We start from the raw sequence: 17,985 nt of genomic DNA, 5'->3' as shown, positions 1-17,985 counted from the left end.
GGAACAACTATGGCAGATTTTGCTAGAAAACACGTCAGTCCTTACAATGCTCCTACATTTAATTATGATGTATCATATGTTCAAACAAGTAGGGGCGATGGAAGAGCTTCATATAAAGTAACTGTAACTGCTTATATGAGTACAGCTTATGACTACTTCGGTTACTATCTAGACGCAACTGTAGCTATAGGTAATTCTAGTCAAACCATAAGGCTTAAAGAAAATAGTCCCACATGGCAAGGTACAGGTAGACACTCTTATGAGTTCTACCTCAATCCTACTGGATTAACTAACAGCTCTGGTACAGTTAGCTGCTATCTAAGGGTTAAGTCTAACTCTGGAGCAAGTGGTAGATACAATGATAGTGCAAGTTTATCATATGATACAGTTACACTAAGCTCATATAATACTGCTCCTAAAATATCGGGTTCAGTTAAGTACAATGTAGCTAATAATTTCAATGAGAAGACTTCATCTATAACTATCAATGGCTGGAGCTACAGTGACGCAGAAAATAATATATCTAAGATTAAAGTTCATAGATGGATAAATGGAGCTTCAAATGGTTCATGGGAGATAAGTCCAGCAACTACTTTTACAGATACTACAGTAGGTAACTTTGGAGAAGGTACTAAATATGAATATGGTGTACAAGCTAAAGATAGTTATGGATTAACTAGTAGCATACTTTGGGGTTCAGCTATTTATAAGAATAAGTTCACACAAGCAACTCTAGCTGGAGGATCTACTATTAACTACTCAACATCATCATTAGCATTTACATGGAGTGGAGCTTCGAATACTAATGGTAACACTACATTCAATTATGCACTAACCTGTGATGGTGTAACTATCAATAGAAACACTACTACAGAATCTAAGCTTAGTGTAGCCATAGTTGATACAGCTCCTTCCTCTGGAGCTTATATCCTTAGAAGTGATATAATCAGCAAACTAAATAAAAGTAACTTTAACGGTACTTTAACATTCACGCTGACAACTACTAATAGCAATGGAACGCAAAAAAGCAGCACTAAATCATTAAATGCAGATATGAGGACAGCTCCTAAGGCTCCGACTAGTTGTGTAATAAATAAAGATAAAAATGTATCGACTGCAATTCAAATGGTTAATGATGTTAAATACTTCATACCGGATAGTGGCAGAGTTATAAAACTTGAATGGAATGCTGGTTCAGATTATTTAGGAGGAGCTGTTACGTATACAGTTCAAAGAAGATTCGGAGCTGGCTCTTATGTAACCATAGCAAGTGATATAAATAGACTATATGAGAATGTTTATATAGATAAGCAGACATCTAAGCAAACACTATCCTTTAAAGTAATAACAAAGACAAGTTATGGCTATACCTCTGAAAAGACAAGTGATACTGTAACACTTCATTATTATAATGCTCCTTCATTATGGATAAACAATATTGAAAGAGCAAGTACAACAGCAAAAGTTCCTATAGTTATAAGCACAAGTACATCTCTATGGTCAGAAATGACTGTACAACCTGTAGGAGATTGGTACTGTAGCAATGGACAGCAAGGTGTATTAGATGGATCACAGATTGAGCAAATCATAGAGCTTACTGGACTTGCAGATAATAAAAGCTACACTATCGATTTAAGCTATGGAGATAATACTGGTTTATCTCCAAGAATGGATAGAGAGATAACAGTAGGTGAAAATACTCCTGTAGCCTTTGTTAACAGATATGGTTTAGGACTTGGTGGAGCTAAGGCTAATGATGGTTATGTACTCAACATTAAAGGGAATACATGGTCAGATGGATTATTTGATGCAAACAGTATATTAACGCATGACTTATCAGCTAACTCTATGAATGTTAAAGTTGGAGCTACATTTGGAGAGTATGTAAGTGTTGACGGAACCTTAGATGTAGCTGGCAACATATCAACTGATAGTGCTATATATGCAAATAATTCGATAAATATTAAAGCAATTAATAATGATAATGATGGGAAAGTGCTATCAATCCAAAGGAAGAATGGTACAAATCTTGCTTATATAGACATGGAAGCAAATGGTGAGGGAATATCTCTTCACACCTATAACAAGTCTGGAGCATGGGCTAATAACTATCAATTCATGACTAACTATTTTAATGCTAATGGCGGACTTAGATGTGGTGGACAGAATGTAATTGAAAAAGGTTCAAATGGAAATGGAGAATGGACTAAGTTCTATGATGGAACATTAATATGTAGAAGGCTTTACAATTACACAAAAGGTAATTTCGCAAATGTATCAGGTGGATGGTATTTCATGAGCTCAGATAACTGGATATTCCCACATGAATTTGTTGATACTCCAATGGTTACTTTAACAATGAATGATGGTGGAGCATTGCGTTTTGGCCAGACAAGAGGGGTTACAAAGTCTGGATTCAATAGTTATGTATGTGCGTCTACTCAAAATAATAATGCTTTTGGATATTTTTATATAGCAATAGGAAGGTGGAAATAATATGGCTTTAATTAAAAATAAAACATTAGACACAGGAGCAACTATCAATTATTGGAGAGTTGATATGTTCTGTAAGAATAAAGGGCAGAAACGTGTAAACTTTGCCTTAATGGGATACAATTCGAAAGAAATTGCAGATAATAATCCCAATGCTTTTATAGAGTGCATTGGAGTAAATGACTTAATGGATTCAAGTAGTGAAAATGATAAGTTATACAATTATTATTTCAACAGTAATAACTATGAAAATTTAGAAACTGCTTGTTATGAATATGCAAAAGAACATGTAGATTTCTTCAAAGATGCACAAAATGATGAAGAGAAACCTAGTAAGTTAAACTAGGTTTTTTTATTTATATCAATTTATACAAAGGAGGTCATATATATGGCAAGAGTAACAATAGATCCAGGACATGGTGGAAGAGATGGTGGAGCTTCTTATAGAAGCCTTGTAGAAAAGGTTATTAACTTAACAGTAGCACTTAAATGCGAAAAGGAACTTCAAAGGCATGGTGTAGAAGTAGTCATGACTAGAAGAAGTGATGTTTATGTAGACCTTAATGAGAGAGCAAACATAGCAAATAGAAGTGGATCACAATACTTTGTTAGTATTCATTGTAATGCTGGTAAGGGTGACAGAGGCGAAGTTATCCATAGTGTTTACAGAGGTAAAGGACTAGAGCTTTCAAATAGGATAAGTTCAGAGATGAAAGCTATTGGACAAGACTATGTAAAGATATATGAAAGAAGAGGAGCTGATAATAGAGATTACTATGCAGTAATAAGACAGACAAATATGGACGCAGTAATTGTTGAGTGTGCATTCCTTGATAATGAAGTTGATAACAAAATTATTGATACAGTACCAGAGCAAGAAGCATTCGGTGTGGCAATAGCTAAGGGTATATTAAGACAATTAGGAATAGCTTACAAAGCAGAAGGCAAAAAAGAAGGCATAGCTTACTGTACTGTTCCTGTATTAAATGTAAGAAATGGAGCAGGAACTAACTATGGCATTCAAGGTGAACTGAATCTTAATGAAAGAGTTAAGATAGTAGGTAAGGCAGATGGCTGGAGAGAAGTCTACTATTATAATGCTCCATTAAAAGTATGGAAAATAGGATGGGTAAGTGCTACTTATTTAAACATCACACAAGATATATAGGGAAGAAGGTTTAATCATGGACATTCAAATCACATCAACAATTATTCAAGTTTCATTGGTTCTTATTATAGTAGGACTTATTCTTAGCAACTGGGAACCTCCAATCAAGGCACAGTATAGAGCTATGCTTATGATTGCAATAGGAGGAGCGTTAGGACATTACTTAGGCTGTGGCATAATATGGGGTGTAATTATTGCTGGCCTTGTTTTCTTTAAGGACAAGCTAGTTGAGGAAGTAAGACTTGTACAAGGTAGTTTTAATGATATAAAAGACAAAAAAGCGGAGTAGGTTATTATACCTACTCCGATTGTATTAGTCAAAAAATTCTCCGGTATCACATCTGAAGCCACATTGCATGCAAGTGTATTGGAATGTTAATCCACCGTACTGAGATCTACACCAAGAACCATTGTCCATTTGACCACCACACCTAAAGCATTTCATAGAATTAATTTCAGGCTCTAGTATATTTTCATGATAAATAGGATTATCTGTAATAGTGTTTAAAGCTTGTTCGATATTATTAAAGAATTGAATGTTATTTGATTCAAATTCAGATTGTAGGTCAGAGTGAATCAAGGAATTGTTTGAGCTTTCGCAAAAATCAGTAGTATTATTTGATACAAAAATTGAATGTTGTATAGAGTGTTCTTTTATATATTCAAGAGAGCTAAAAATTATTAATGCATCAGAAATACTACTTTTCTTATGGAGAGGTGCCTTTTTTGAAATTCCTCTATTAATTATTAGATTATGAACTTCTTGAGTTGGGGAAATTTTTATAGTTGATTGACAGGTAAGCAATGAATCTATATTTTTAATCATTTCTTTACATTTTAATTCATTTTTAGCTATAATAGCTGATTCTGAAGAAGTAACATTTTCAATTACAGTTCTAATGGTATCTTCAGATTCTCCGTAATTTAAAATTTTTAAAAGTTCTTTCAAGTTTTTTAATTTTCCTTTTATAGAAGCAGTTTCCTGTTTAATTACTTTTTCAAATTTTATATTTGTCCATTCATCTGAAACTATATCGGGTAGTAATATTTTAACTTTATTTGAATTTATAAGTTCTTTAAGTTGACTAAGTGGTGTCGGATCCGAGTGTGAAGTACACAAATTTATCAAAACACAAGTGTCTAGAATTAAATGATACATAAAGGCACTCCTTTCATAAATACAATAATGTGAAAAGTTATAAATACATGGTAACATAATATGGAATTATTGTAAAACAATAAAGGGAATAGAGTTTAGACCACCCTACTCCTTTTTCTTTTATGTGGCCATTCCTACCAGAAAAATAATAAAACAAGAAAGACCTGTTCCAGTAAATATGCTTGGTATGCGTAAAATCAATTTTAGTTGCTTATCTGATACAATTCCAGGTTGTTTATTTGTACTTTTCTGGTTGCTTATAGGTTGCTTATAGGTTGCTTATTTATTAAAAAACACCCTTTTTTTAGCCATTTTCAAGGGTTTAGCGAGTTTTTGAAAAAGTGCCTTAAAGCTAGTCATACCAATGCTTACATAGTAATATCGGATTTTCGACAAAACCAGTCGAAACCATATGGACAGACGGGTGAGTTCGATTCTCACATATTCCCGCCAAAAGATTGATAGGCTGTAAAACTCTAATTTTAATATTAGAGTTTTACAGCTTTTTGATTATATTTTTGATTAAGGAGAAAATCAAAGTTTTTAAATGTGGTAAAAGTAGAAGTTAATATTTCCTTAAAGAATAAGCACTTGGATTATTATCAAGTGCTTTTTATTTAAGCAATTTTAAGATAAAAATGACAATAAAAACTATGATAAAAAGCACATAGTTCTAATTAAATTTAATATATTTAGTTATATAAATATTTTGGGAGGTATATTATTTATGGGAATACTTTCATCAACCATTGGCATAGTAGTTCTTTCAATATTAGGTGTAATTATACTTTTATGGATACTTGGTGTTAGGATTATTCCAAATGATAAGGTTGGAATTGTTGAAAAGTGGTGGAGTACTGCTGGAAGCTTGGATCAGCAGATTATAAGCTTAGATGGTAAAGCAGGTTATCTACCAGAACTATTAAGAGGAGGTATACATTTTAGAACTCCTTTAATGTATAAGGTTCATGTGGAGCCTTTAATTACAGTTCCGCAAGGGCAGATAGCATATGTATTTGCTAGAGACGGACAAGTGCTTGAGCCTACACAGACACTAGCTAAAGTAGTTCATGAAAGTAACAATTTTCAAGATGTTCGAGCGTTTTTAACTAATGGTGGACAAAAGGGACCGCAAAGAGGGATTATAAGAGAGGGTACGTATGCTTTCAATCTAGCAGCTTTTGTTATAATTACAGAGAATAAAACTTATTCCCTAAAACTTGGGGATAAATTAGAGCAGCAGAACATCGCAAATATGTCTAGAATTATAGCAGAAAGAAATGGATTTAGACCTATCATCATAGAAGGTACAAGTGACTTAGTTGGAATAGTAACCGTCCATGACGGTCCTTCTTTAGGGTCAGATAGTATTATTTGTCCTACTGTAGGGGACAAGGCTGATGAACCAAATTACCATAATAACTTCCAAGATATTGATGCATTCTTAAGAGCTGGAGGCTTTAGAGGAAGACAGTATCAGGTTTTAGCAGACGGAACCTATTTTGCAAATAGATTATTTATGACAGTGGAATTTATTCCAAAGGTTGTTATTCCAATAGGATTTGTTGGAGTTGTAGTTTCTTATACAGGAAGTAAAGGTGAAGATAATTCAGGATTAGATTATAAACATGGTGAATTAGTTGCAAAGGGCTGCAGAGGGGTGTGGAGTGAGCCTTTAATGCCAGGTAAATATGCATTTAACACTTATGCAGGAAACATTATGAAGGTTCCAACTACTAACGTTATTTTAAAATGGATTTCCAATCAAACTGGAAACCATAAGTATGATGAGAACTTAAAAGAAGTTAGCCTTATAACAAAGGATGCTTTTGAACCAAGTCTTCCTTTATCAGTAGTATTCCATATAGATTATAGAAAAGCACCACTTGTAATTCAACGCTTTGGTGATATCAAGATGCTTGTTGACCAAACTTTAGATCCTATGATTTCTGCTTATTTTAAGAATATAGGACAAACAAAAACTTTAATTGAACTTATTCAGCAAAGAAATGAAATTCAAGGGCAGAGCTCAAAAGAAATGCAAGGTAAGTTTGAACATTATAATTTAGAGCTTGAAGAAGTATTGATTGGTACTCCAGGTGGTTCTAAGAGTGATAATAATATAGAAACGATTTTAACTCAATTAAGAAGCAGACAGATTGCTCGTGAACAGCTCGAGACCTATGAAACTCAACAAAAGGCTGCTGAAAAAGAAAAAGAATTAAGAGAAGCAGAAGCAGTAGCTAAGCAACAGACTACTTTAACTGAATCTGATATTAATATTAAAATTCAGGAAAACCAAGGTAAGGCTGAACTTATGAAAGCTAAGCAGGATGCAGAAAAGATTCAAAACCTTTCAGAAGCAGAAGCTTATAAAGTTAAAAAGCAATCTGAAGCAGAAGCCTTTAAGATTAAAGTTACTGCTGAAGCTGAAGCCGATAGAGAAGCCAGAGTAGGTATTTCCAAAGCTATTGCAGCTAAAGAGCAGGTTAATGCTTATGGCGGACCCCAATACAAGGTTGTAAGTGATGTAATGACTTCCTTTACTAATGCTATTAAGGAAGGTAAGGTTGATATAGTTCCTAAGACATTAGTAAATTCAGGTGCTACAGAGAATGGTGGAGGTAATGCCTTTGAATCCTTGATTATGCTTTTATTAAGTGAAAAATTAACTGTAAGTGCAGGGGAATCTATGGGTGAAGATGATATGGATATAAAGAGAATAAGAGATGAAATTTTATCTCAATTGTCTGTTAAGGAACCTGAAGCGAAAGAAGAAGTAATATAAAAATAAAGTAGTATAAAATAATTAGTTTGAAAGATAAAAGCTTAGAGTTTACAATAAGTAAAATTTAAGTTTTTTATTACATATTTTGGGAAAATGGTGTATAATAAAATTATTACAATTTATGGAAGAAGGTGTGGAGATGTACAATAAAGAGCTTAATTTAAATGGAAGTTGTAAAGGAAGTAGATATAACCAAATTGATTTAATAGGAAGCTATGGTATAAAGGATAACTTCCATGTTCGTAAATTAGCTAGGCAGGAAGAAAAAGATGGCGTTATTCCTCTATTAGCATGGGTTGGGATAATACTCTTATCAATAATTCCTGTTGTTAATGTTTTTGCACTTATAATTATGGCATGTACAGATATAAATTTAAATATAAAAAACTTTGCCAAGGGTGCCTTGATTATTATTTTTATTTTAGTATTATTATTTTTGTTATATCTATAGAAGAAGCGTAGAAGAAATTCTATGCTTTTTTTATATAAAAATGAAGGAGCCTTTTCTTTACATTAAATTATTTGTTTATGATATAATATTGTAATAATAAACGTAGTAATAAAATAACCTTAGTAGCGATATAAGAAGGTTATAGGGGGCAGCAATGAGTATAAAATTGAAGTCGATTTTTCAGAAAAAGATAGATAGAGAAATTAATGGTGTTATAAAGGCTGGGGACAGCAATGAATATAATTTAAAGCAGGAACTTGAAGAATTTGTTATAACTGATGAGATAAAAAAACATTTAGATAAGTTTTTTGAAGCTTATGAAAAGGGGATAAATGGAGTCACTGATAAGAATGCAGTCTGGATTTCTGGATTCTTTGGCAGTGGTAAATCTCATTTTTTAAAAATATTATCGTGTGTATTAAAGAATGAGGAGATCTGTGGGAAGAAGGTCTTAGCATATTTTAAGGGGAAAGGTCTTAAAAAAAGTACTTTAGATAATATGAAGGCTGCAGAAAAGGTTTCTACAGATGTAATTTTATTTAATATAGCAGCAAAAGTTGAAGAAGCAAAAGAGCAGGAAGCTATTATAAGGGTATTTAACATGGCTTTTAATGAAATGAAGGGTTTATGTGGAAGTAAGCCGTGGATTGCAGCCTTAGAAGAAAAATTAATTCAAGAGAAGGTTTATGAAATTTTTAAAAATTCTTTTGAGGAGTTTTCAGGAAAGTGTTGGGAGGAAGGTAGAGAAAATTTTTATTTTGAAAAGGATTCTGTTATCAAAGCTTTAATAAGAAGCGCTGACATCAGTGAAGCTTCTGCAAGAACATGGTGTGAAAAATGTGAGGAAGACTTTAATTTAAATATAGAGAACTTTGCAGCAAAGGTAAGGGAGTATTGTGAAAATAAAGGTGAGAACCATCATGTTGTATTTTTAGTAGACGAAATCGGCCAGTATATGGGGAAGGACACTAAATTACTTCTTAATTTGCAGACAGTGGTTGAAGAGCTGGCTGTAAAATGTCAAGGGAAATGCTGGGTTATTGTAACGGCCCAAGAAGAATTAAGTTCTTTTGTAGATGAAAATAACAAGGATTTTTCAAAAATTCTTGGAAGATTTAATACGAAAATTTCCTTGTCTTCAACTAATGCGGATGAAGTAATTAAAGAAAGACTTCTAAAGAAGAATAAAAAATCAGCAATTTATTTGAAAGAGTATTATGAAGAAAATGAATCCAACATAAAAAATTTAATCATATTTCCGAAGAAAAGTGGCTTAAAGGGATATAAGGATATTAATGATTTTGCAGGAACGTATCCTTTTGTTGATTATCAATTTAATATGCTTCAAAGGATGTTAAATGGAATTAGAACAAATGGAACTGCAGGAAAGGATATATCAAAGGGCGAGAGAAGCTTATTAGAAGCCTACCAGAATGCTGCAATTAACTTTATGAGGGAAGAGATAGGAACCGTTATACCACTGTATGGTTTTTATGGAGTTGTAGAGAATTACTTAAATCCTTCGATAAAAGAAGTTATAGTTGAGGCAGAAAAGAATAAAGCAATTAGTGAGTTTGCTTTAAAGGTTTTAAAAACTTTGTTTTTAATTAAATATGAAAATACATTAGAGGCAGATGGAGATAACATTGCTTCATTAATGATAAGTAATTTAAGAGACTCTAAAAAAGAAGTTCAAGAAAAAACTAAAGATGCATTAGCTTCATTAGTTGAAGAGGGCTTTGTTGAAAAAAGTGGCAAGGGATATGTGTTTTTAACTAAAGAAGAGCAGCTGATTAATAAAGAAATAAGTGAAATATCAGTGGAGAAAGAGGACGTAAATAAAAAAATAGGAGAAATTATTTTTCAAAGAATTTATAAAAGTCAAAAATATACTTATTCTCAAGAGTATAAGTTTGATTTTAATAAATTTATAGATAATTTCATAATTGGTAACAGAAAAAGTGAAATTGGTGTGAGAATTGTAACTTCAGATTTTGATCTAAAGGGAGATGAAGTTAGTGAGTTAAAGAGAATATCAATGCTTGAGAAAGAAGTGATAGTTGATATTTCCCAGAGTATAGCTTGTATAGAAGCTGTAGAAAGATTTTTAAAGATTGATTTTTATTTAAGAAAAAAATGGGGTGGAAGAGACAGTGAGTTATTTCAAACCTCAGCTTTCAGAAAAATAAAAGAAAAGGATGAAATAAGTACAGAAGCAGAAGAACTTTTAAAGGAAGCTTTAAAGAAAGCAAGAATATTTGTTTCAGGAAATCTTCTTCAAGGTGGAGAAAAAAATGGAGTGGATAAAATCAATGAAGGCTTTCTGTCATTGATAACTACAGAATACTTTAAACTAACTTATGTAAAGAGGTTTAGAAATGAAATTCAGGACCTTCAAAAGATTTTAAGTGAAGATAAGGTAGAATTAGGTAACAGTGCAGGAGATTTAGCCTTAGAAGAAGTAAGAGGATTTATAGAAGGTAGTTCTTTAAGAGGCAAGGCCGTTACTTTAAACGATGTTTTATTAAGATTTAGTAAAATGCCTTATGGATGGAAGAAGATTGATATTAAAGGAATAGTTCTTGAATTAATAGTAGATAAACAGATTAAAGCTTTCGTAGAAGAGGAATCTTTTAATTATAATAGAACGGATATTAATGATTTTATAATCAATAAAAAATCTGAAAATGAAATTTATTTTAAACCAAGGGGAAAGATAAGTTTAAAATATATTGAAGCTTTAAAGGATATAGCCAAGGAGCTTTTTAATACGGCTTTAGATAATGTTGATTCAGAAAAAGCTATGTTAGACTTTAAAGAACTATGTAAAGAGGAACTCAATGTGATTAAACATATGCTTTATGAGTTTCATAACGGCAGCGGATATCCAGGTAAAAACACTTTGGACTTGGGTCAGGAGATTATTTTGGATATTTTAGATCAGAAGGAAGAATTTAAATTTTATAAGGAAGTTTATGATTTGCAGGATGACTTTGAAGAGTATATGGATGAAATTGAGGAAGTTAAAGGCTTTTACTTTAGGAGAAGTTTTGAAGAAATTAATGTATTAGAAAAAGGTGAGCAAAGGATTATCTTCGATAAAGCTGTTGAAGCAGTAAAAAACTATAATGATGATGAAGACTTTATTGAATCTGAGGAAGTTCATGAAATTATGGTGAAGATTAAGCACATACTTTTTAATAGAAAGCCTTATTTAGATATTCCAAAGATTCCAGAGCTTTTAAAGGAATATCATCATAAAATGAAGCCATTAATTGAGGCTGAAGTTCAACGTGTAGTAGCTTATTCGGAGCGATGTAAAAAGGAATTAAGTGAACTTATGGATAATGAAGCAATGAAAAGTGAAGTAGTTGAAGCTTATGGAAAATTAATTTTTAAAATTGAAGGTGAAGCAAGTTTTATGAAGCTTGCAGCTTTAGAAAAACTTGTTGAGAGGAAAACAGGTTTTTATAAAAAGCAATTAATTCAGTGAAAAATTGGATATTGTGAATTTATAAGGAATGATTTGGTAATAATCCATAAGGGTGATATTTATGGATAGACCGATGGTTCAGCTTTATATGGGACTTTTAGCAGGATCCATACTGTATTTTGCAAATGCGTATATGGGCATGTTTATTGCAGCAGCATGGATGATAGTATATTTAATAATTTTAATGAAAGCAAGGTTTGAAGCTTATTTAACTGCGGTTATTTTGGGCTTTACTTTGCTTTCTTTTATTAATTGTCATCTTTATTTTTATAGTGACAGTCCAGAGGAGATTGAAGTTGTTAGGATTGAAGCTGCGAGAACAGGATATTACATTGCAAGTCACAAAAATAAAACCATTAAGTTATTTGTTGGAGGAAGTCAAGGTGATAAGCAGGAAATTCAGATAGGTAGAAAATACTTAATAAATGGAGACTTTAAAAGTAAGCCAGATTATACTAAGGGGATTTCAGGTGAGTTCTATGGTGAAAGTCTTATGCCTTTAAAGGAAGACTTAATATATAAGGGGTATAAGGTTAAACAGGAGCTTTATGAAAAGGTGTCTAAGGCTATTGATGAAGAAGGTGCTGGAGTGATACTTGCTTTAAGCTGTGGGGATTCAAGTTATATTGATTATAGTAAAAGAGAGGAGTTCAGCTTTCTTGGAATTTCTCATATTATTAGCGTTTCAGGCCTTCATGTAGCACTCATATATAATTTGCTTAAGAAGTTTACAGGTAAAAAAATATCACTGTTGCTTCTACTTGTCTTTGTAATTTTCACAGGAGGAAAATCCTCTACGGTGAGAGCTTTTATTATGATAGTCACCATGTCTATGAGTGTAAATGTTAAAAGAAGATATGAGCCAATTTCAGCTTTAGCTCTGGCTGCCTTTATAATTCTCTTGATGAGACCATATGCTTTTTTAGATGTTGGTTATGTTCTTAGCTTTTTGGCCGTATTAAGTATACTTTTATTTAATAAGAAGCTTGAAAGAAAGTTATATAAACTTCCTGCAGCAATAAATTCCTCCTTGAGCTTAACCTTAAGTGCAATGGTATTAACTTTTCCTTATATGATTTTTATCTTTAGGAATGTGAGTTTGGGAGGCTTGATTTCTAATTTGATGTTAATTCCCTTTTATACATATTTATTGGTGGCTGGTTTGGGGCTTTTGATTTTTTTTAGAATTCCTATGTTATTTAATATAATTATATATATTACTACTTCAATATTAACCATAATAAATGGAATAGAAGGGATACTTGTAGATAAGCTTCCTCTCCCTTTGGAATTTACATATCTTCAGGGCGTAATAATTTTATTTTTATATTTAAGCTATGAATTAATAAAAGCTGGGGTTAAATCTTTGAAGTTTTTCCCTATAATTCTCATGGTTCTAGTTATAAAGGAAAGCTATATATTGTATCCAGAAATAAATTTTATTTCTGGCAAGAAGGCTGATGTAATTCAAGTTCTACATCAAGATAAAAATATTTTAATAAGTTCTGAAAAAGTTAAATTAAGAAATGTATATGAAGACTATGGAAGTATAGATAGAATTTATGATGAATTTGAGAAAGAAATAATTATTCCATTAAGTAATAATTATATTGTTAGAGCGGTTAAACTTAATGGAAAACTGGAATTGTATTTAAATTATAGGAATGAAGTAATAAAATTTATAACAAAGGATAATAACACTGAAAAGTCTGAATCTGCCTTAGGGGTATTTTCTTATGGAAATTATGATATAATAGAAGTTGAAAAAAATGAGGACACAGTTAATGGACGATATTTTGGAACCTATAAAATTGTAAGGGGAAGAAGTTACCCTCACTATGTCCATTAACTATAAGATAATTATTTAATATTGATTATACATGGGCCAAGGTGAGTGGAGGTAAGACAGTGATTACACTAGAGCAATTTGAGAAGGATATAAAACAAAAAAAGTTAAAAAACTTTTATGTGTTTTGTGGCTCCGATGAAGGATTAATAAAAGAATGTATTGAAAAAATTAAAAAGATAACTGTGGAAGGCAGTGGTTTTATAGATTTAAACTATGCAAGAATGTCAGGAGAGAAGCTTGATGTTGATACTGTAATTAATAACTGTGAAACTATACCCTTTATGAGTGATTATAGAGTATTAGAAGTATATAGAGCTAATTTTCTAAGAGATAAAAATAGAGAAGATAAAGGTAAAGAAATTGATCCTTTGAGGGATTATGTGAAAAATATTCCACCATATACTATCCTTATAATGTACTATGTTTTTGAGGATGATAGAGAAAAGCCAGGAAATAGAATTAAAAAATTAGAGAAATCCTGCGAGGTTGTTAAGGTTGATAAATTAAAAGGAATGGGATTTCAGAATAAGGTTAAGGAACTCTTTGATGCAAGAGGCAAAACCATTGGAAAAGCTGAACTTTCGTATTTCTGCTCCATCATTGAAAATAACATGAGTATAGTGGAAAATGAAGTTGAAAAGCTGATTTTATACACAGGAGATAGATCAATAACCAAGGAAGATATTATAAAAATGGCTCCTTATGAAAAGGAGAGCGATATATTTAATTTAGTTTCCTATTTATCAGATAGAAATATAAAGGGTGCCATAGATACATTAAATGAACTTGTATATAAAGGTGAAAAACCACATGCAATTCTAGCTATGATTGAGCGTCAATTTAAGCTGCTTTTCTCTATTAGAGTTAAGATGGGCAAGGGGGCTAAAAAGGATGATTTAGTTAAGGAGTACAGGCTGAATCCATATATAGCAGAAAAAATGATGTCTCAAAGCAAAAGATTTTCAGAGGAAACTCTTCGAAGAAATTTAGAATTGTGTTTAGATACTGAAGTTGAAATTAAAAGCAAGTCAGTAGATACAAAAAATGCTGTAGAGATGCTGATGGTTAGATCCATGATGAAAAAATAGGGTAAGTATTTAATGATTTAGAGTGAAGATAGAAATCCAGCTGTGCTGGGTTTCTTTTTTATTTCAAATAAGTTAGGTAATTGTTTTAGAAAGATAGATTTTAAGGTTGAATACTCATTGGGAATAATTAATTGAATGATATATAATTGTATAAGTGGAAAAAAATGAAGGTTGTACATAACTAATTTTAAGGTATATGGAAATATGTATGATTTTTTTAAAATTACTGTATACATTTTGGATGCTAAATTGTCTTATTAGTATAAGGCGCCTTAATTTAAGAAATGGGAGGGATTATGGACAAGGATTTAATTATAAATTTATATAAAAAACAATATAAAATAATTAGTTTATATTTAATTAAATGTGGATGCTCTGTAAGTGATGCAGAAGATATTGTCCATGATAGCTTCATAAAAGCCATTGAATATTTGGAAGGAGTTAAGGTTAATGATGTATCATCCTGGCTGTTTAGAGTTGCAGTTAATAAATATAAAAATTTTAATAAAAGAAAAAAGATAATAAATACTGTATCAATTAATGAAGAAAGTTTTTATGAACAAATAGCTCAAGAATTTACTGTTGAGGGTGAAATATTAAGTAAAGAAATTAGTGAAGAAATAAGAGGGACACTTAATGGTTTAAAGGAAGAATATAGGTCATTATTGATATTGAAGTATGATATGGAGCTAAGTTATAAAGAAATAGGATTGTTGTTGGGAATAAATGAGGACTCTGTGAAGACCTATTTGTATAGGGCTAGAAATAAATTTAAAGAAGAGTGGAGGAAAAGTAATGAAAGATATGGATAATATATTTGATGATAAAAAGTTAAAACAGTCAGTGAGAAAAGCAAAGGCTAAATCAACTATAAAAATTATTTGTATATCATTAGTTGTTTTTATTGCAGGAAGTTTTATAAATACAGCTATAGGAATAAAGTATAGCAAGAAAAGTTATGAGGCTGCTGAAGCTTATGTAAGTGTTTCAGTACCAGGGGGTTATATCAGTGAGTCAACAGACTTTATTGTTTTTTTAGGCGGGAATGGAAATTATAAGATAACAAAGAATATAGGAAATAAACCAGTTATTTTAGAAGATAGAGTATCATTCTTTGGATTAATACCTCAAATTGCTTTTTTTAGGGGGACAGGAGCTGGATATCATGATGCTGGTCAATGGCCTGTTTCAATATGGGAAAATGGATACAGAAAGATGAGGTTTTTCCATCCTAATATTGAGTATGTAGAATATCAAAATGATCTTGATGAAATAGATAAAATACCAGATGATAAGATAATAGAAATGGCTATATCCTTTGATAAACCCTATAAAATGACGGAATTATTCACCATTCAAAACAAGTTAAGTCCAGCGAAGATATATTGGGTATGGTTAAATGAGTTTACAGAAGAAAAAATGAAGCATTATGAAAATGAAGTTGTTAATTATGATAGTAAAGCAAATGGCATTAAAGAAGATGAAGCTATTGGGATATCTATTCCAAACAAGGATAGGCTTTGGGTTAATCCTTATGATCAGTATTATGATGCGTTAGTTGAAAACTTAGAAAAAAGCTATATGCCAGAACATCAAAAGCTTTATGAGGAAATTATGGCTAGAGGTAAAACTAAGATGGAGGATGCTGAGGTGTTAGGGGTTATTGTTCAAGGAACGAAAGAGGAGTTAAAGCAGTTGGTAGAAAATCCAATGGTAAAAGCAACATCCATTGGGGTTGTGGTTGATCCGTTATATTAAAATGAAAAATGAAGAGTTATGGTGGGAACTTCTTAGGGAGTTCCTCTTTTTATTAAAGTAAAATAAAAGAAGTTTAGCGCTGCTGAATTTTTACCATTATTCTAAATTCTACATTGGAGCATTTTGAATTAAAGAAGCTTAGCAAAAAACCTTCACACAAAGTGTGAAGGTTTATATAAATCAAACCGAGTTTGCTTTCAACTTAAATAACCAGCATTAAACTGGCATATTTAATTAAGCTGATAATCCGTTTAACTTAGCTGCTAATCTTGATTTCTTCTTAGCTGCTTTGTTTTTATGTATTATACCTTTAGAAGCAGCCATATCAAGGGCTTTAACTACGTTTTTGAAGTTCTCTTGTGCTACTGCAGCATCTTTGCTAGCTATAGCAACTTCGAATTTCTTTATAGTTGTTTTTAAAGAAGATTTTAACATTGTGTTTCTCATAGTCTTAGCTTGAGTAATTTTTATTCTTTTCTTAGCTGATTTAATGTTTGCCATTATTAATTCACCCCCTTGTAGTTTTATCATATCTCAGTGGCAGCTTTGGGGAAGTCTGCTTATGAGTTTCATATAACAAAAGCTATTATAACATTAAATTAGAAGCACTTCAAGTAGAATTTGAGTATAAGATTAATAAAGTATAGTAAGAAGGTTTTGGGAAAACCTAAGTATAGTTACTTTAGGTACTTTTAAATATAAAAGAAATGAGGTATATCAATGAAAAGAAGCGATAGAATGCAAGAAGAAAATGGTGTTTTAGAATATAGTGTTAGAACAGATTTAGCCTTAGAAGCAAAAGAAATGTACAATGAAACTAATGAAGGAGAGATCGATGGTATAGAGGGAGATGAATATATAGATAAAAATATTAAAGTATCTGTTGTAAAGATTGTGAATGAAAGTGGTGAAAAGAAAATCGGTAAACCACAGGGAACATATATTACTTTAGAATTTGGTGAGTTTGTATATTATGATGGGCAAAGAATAATTGAATTAAGTGAAGTAATGGCTAAGGAACTTTCGAAATTAATTAATTTAAATGAAGAGCAGACTGCGTTAGTAGTTGGTCTTGGAAACTGGAATATTACTGCTGATGCTGTAGGACCACAGGTTGTAGAAAAAATTATGGTGAGCAGACATTTGAAAGAATATGTTCCAGATGAAATAGATGAAGGCGTTAGACCAGTATGTGCTTTAGCTCCTGGGGTATTAGGACTTACAGGAATGGAGACAAGTGAGATTGTTAGAGGTGTCGTGGACAGAATAAAACCAAGCTTAATAATCTGTATAGATGCTCTAGCTTCAAGAAGAACTCAGAGAGTAAACAGAACAATCCAAATTGGAGATACAGGAATAGCTCCTGGAGCTGGTGTTGGAAACAAACGTGCAGAACTTAGTGAAAAAACTTTAGGTGTACCAGTAATTGCAATTGGAGTTCCAACAGTTGTTGATGCGGGAACTGTGGCTAATGATACTATAGATTTGGTTTTAGATAATTTAATTGAATCTGCGACTAAAGGCAGTGGCTTCTATAAAATGCTTAAGGAAGTTGATAGAGATGAAAGACAGTCTTTAATTAGGGAGGTTTTAGATCCAACCTTAGGTGGTATGGTAGTAACCCCTAAAGAAATTGATAAGGTTATTGAAAGTGTTTCTAAGGTAATAGCAAATGGAATTAATATTGCTTTGCAGCCGGCTTTAACTTTAGATGATATCAATACCTATTTAAACTAGC

Annotated in this window: 14 protein-coding genes; 12 read left to right on the top strand and 2 right to left on the bottom strand. The window is 31.8% G+C overall.

Annotation, left to right across the window (positions count from 1 at the left end):
- Nucleotides 1–9: 9 nt before the first annotated feature.
- From BN1075_RS19940 to BN1075_RS19925, 4 genes are read left to right on the top strand one after another with little or no spacing between them, the layout of a single operon-like run.
- Complete coding sequence (locus BN1075_RS19940) at nucleotides 10–2,496, top strand: hypothetical protein (protein WP_040195050.1); 2,487 nt, start codon at nucleotides 10–12, stop codon at nucleotides 2,494–2,496.
- Nucleotide 2,497: 1 nt separating this feature from the next.
- A complete protein-coding gene (locus tag BN1075_RS19935) occupies nucleotides 2,498–2,839 on the top strand; it encodes a hypothetical protein (protein WP_040195049.1) in 342 nt (113 codons plus the stop codon).
- A gap of 42 nt (nucleotides 2,840–2,881) precedes the next feature.
- Nucleotides 2,882–3,661 carry an N-acetylmuramoyl-L-alanine amidase gene (locus BN1075_RS19930; RefSeq protein ID WP_052406664.1) on the top strand — a complete coding sequence of 260 codons (780 nt, stop codon included), beginning with the start codon at nucleotides 2,882–2,884 and terminating at the stop codon, nucleotides 3,659–3,661.
- A gap of 16 nt (nucleotides 3,662–3,677) precedes the next feature.
- Nucleotides 3,678–3,950 carry a hypothetical protein gene (locus tag BN1075_RS19925; protein WP_040195048.1) on the top strand — a complete coding sequence of 91 codons (273 nt, stop codon included), beginning with the start codon at nucleotides 3,678–3,680 and terminating at the stop codon, nucleotides 3,948–3,950.
- 24 nt (nucleotides 3,951–3,974) lie between these two features.
- Here the strand turns inward: BN1075_RS19925 and BN1075_RS19920 are convergent, their stop codons facing one another.
- Nucleotides 3,975–4,820, bottom strand: a complete 846-nt coding sequence (locus tag BN1075_RS19920) for a PIN domain-containing protein (RefSeq protein ID WP_040195047.1) — start codon at nucleotides 4,818–4,820, stop codon at nucleotides 3,975–3,977.
- Nucleotides 4,821–5,547: 727 nt separating this feature from the next.
- Here BN1075_RS19920 and BN1075_RS19915 point away from each other — a divergent pair.
- The 7 genes from BN1075_RS19915 to BN1075_RS19885 all read left to right on the top strand — a co-directional run bounded on the left by BN1075_RS19915 (nucleotide 5,548) and on the right by BN1075_RS19885 (nucleotide 16,247).
- Entirely contained in the window at nucleotides 5,548–7,608 is a 2,061-nt protein-coding gene (locus BN1075_RS19915; RefSeq protein WP_040195046.1) for an SPFH domain-containing protein, read from the top strand.
- A gap of 121 nt (nucleotides 7,609–7,729) precedes the next feature.
- Nucleotides 7,730–8,059 carry a hypothetical protein gene (locus BN1075_RS19910; RefSeq protein ID WP_197072352.1) on the top strand — a complete coding sequence of 110 codons (330 nt, stop codon included), beginning with the start codon at nucleotides 7,730–7,732 and terminating at the stop codon, nucleotides 8,057–8,059.
- Between the two features lie 154 nt (nucleotides 8,060–8,213).
- Nucleotides 8,214–11,552, top strand: a complete 3,339-nt coding sequence (brxC, locus tag BN1075_RS19905) for a BREX system P-loop protein BrxC (RefSeq protein ID WP_052406663.1) — start codon at nucleotides 8,214–8,216, stop codon at nucleotides 11,550–11,552.
- 61 nt (nucleotides 11,553–11,613) lie between these two features.
- The gene (locus BN1075_RS21025; protein WP_052406662.1) at nucleotides 11,614–13,401 is read left to right on the top strand and encodes a ComEC/Rec2 family competence protein; all 1,788 of its coding nucleotides are present in this window, start codon (nucleotides 11,614–11,616) and stop codon (nucleotides 13,399–13,401) included.
- A 59-nt stretch (nucleotides 13,402–13,460) separates the two neighbouring features.
- Nucleotides 13,461–14,489 (top strand): DNA polymerase III subunit delta, encoded by a 1,029-nt coding sequence (gene holA, locus BN1075_RS19895; RefSeq protein WP_040195044.1) that lies wholly within the window; start codon nucleotides 13,461–13,463, stop codon nucleotides 14,487–14,489.
- Nucleotides 14,490–14,785: 296 nt separating this feature from the next.
- Complete coding sequence (locus BN1075_RS19890) at nucleotides 14,786–15,301, top strand: RNA polymerase sigma factor (RefSeq protein ID WP_040195043.1); 516 nt, start codon at nucleotides 14,786–14,788, stop codon at nucleotides 15,299–15,301.
- Nucleotides 15,285–16,247, top strand: coding sequence for an anti sigma factor C-terminal domain-containing protein (locus BN1075_RS19885; protein ID WP_040195042.1), 963 nt, complete (start codon nucleotides 15,285–15,287; stop codon nucleotides 16,245–16,247). Before BN1075_RS19890 ends, BN1075_RS19885 begins: the two co-directional genes overlap by 17 nt.
- 234 nt (nucleotides 16,248–16,481) lie before the next feature.
- On the opposite strand, the gene rpsT is transcribed toward BN1075_RS19885, so the two are convergent.
- Nucleotides 16,482–16,748: a 30S ribosomal protein S20 gene (rpsT, locus tag BN1075_RS19880; protein ID WP_040195041.1), complete on the bottom strand. Its 267-nt coding sequence runs from the start codon at nucleotides 16,746–16,748 to the stop codon at nucleotides 16,482–16,484.
- Between the two features lie 219 nt (nucleotides 16,749–16,967).
- Here rpsT and gpr point away from each other — a divergent pair, with 219 nt between their 5' ends.
- The gene (gpr, locus tag BN1075_RS19875; protein ID WP_235777842.1) at nucleotides 16,968–17,984 is read left to right on the top strand and encodes a GPR endopeptidase; all 1,017 of its coding nucleotides are present in this window, start codon (nucleotides 16,968–16,970) and stop codon (nucleotides 17,982–17,984) included.
- Nucleotide 17,985 lies beyond the last annotated feature (1 nt).

This window comes from Clostridium culturomicium (assembly GCF_000821305.1).
GTDB lineage: Bacteria > Bacillota > Clostridia > Clostridiales > Clostridiaceae > Clostridium_J > Clostridium_J culturomicium.
Note: the sequence above shows the minus strand (reverse complement) of the source record. Positions and strands in the feature narration are given on the sequence as shown.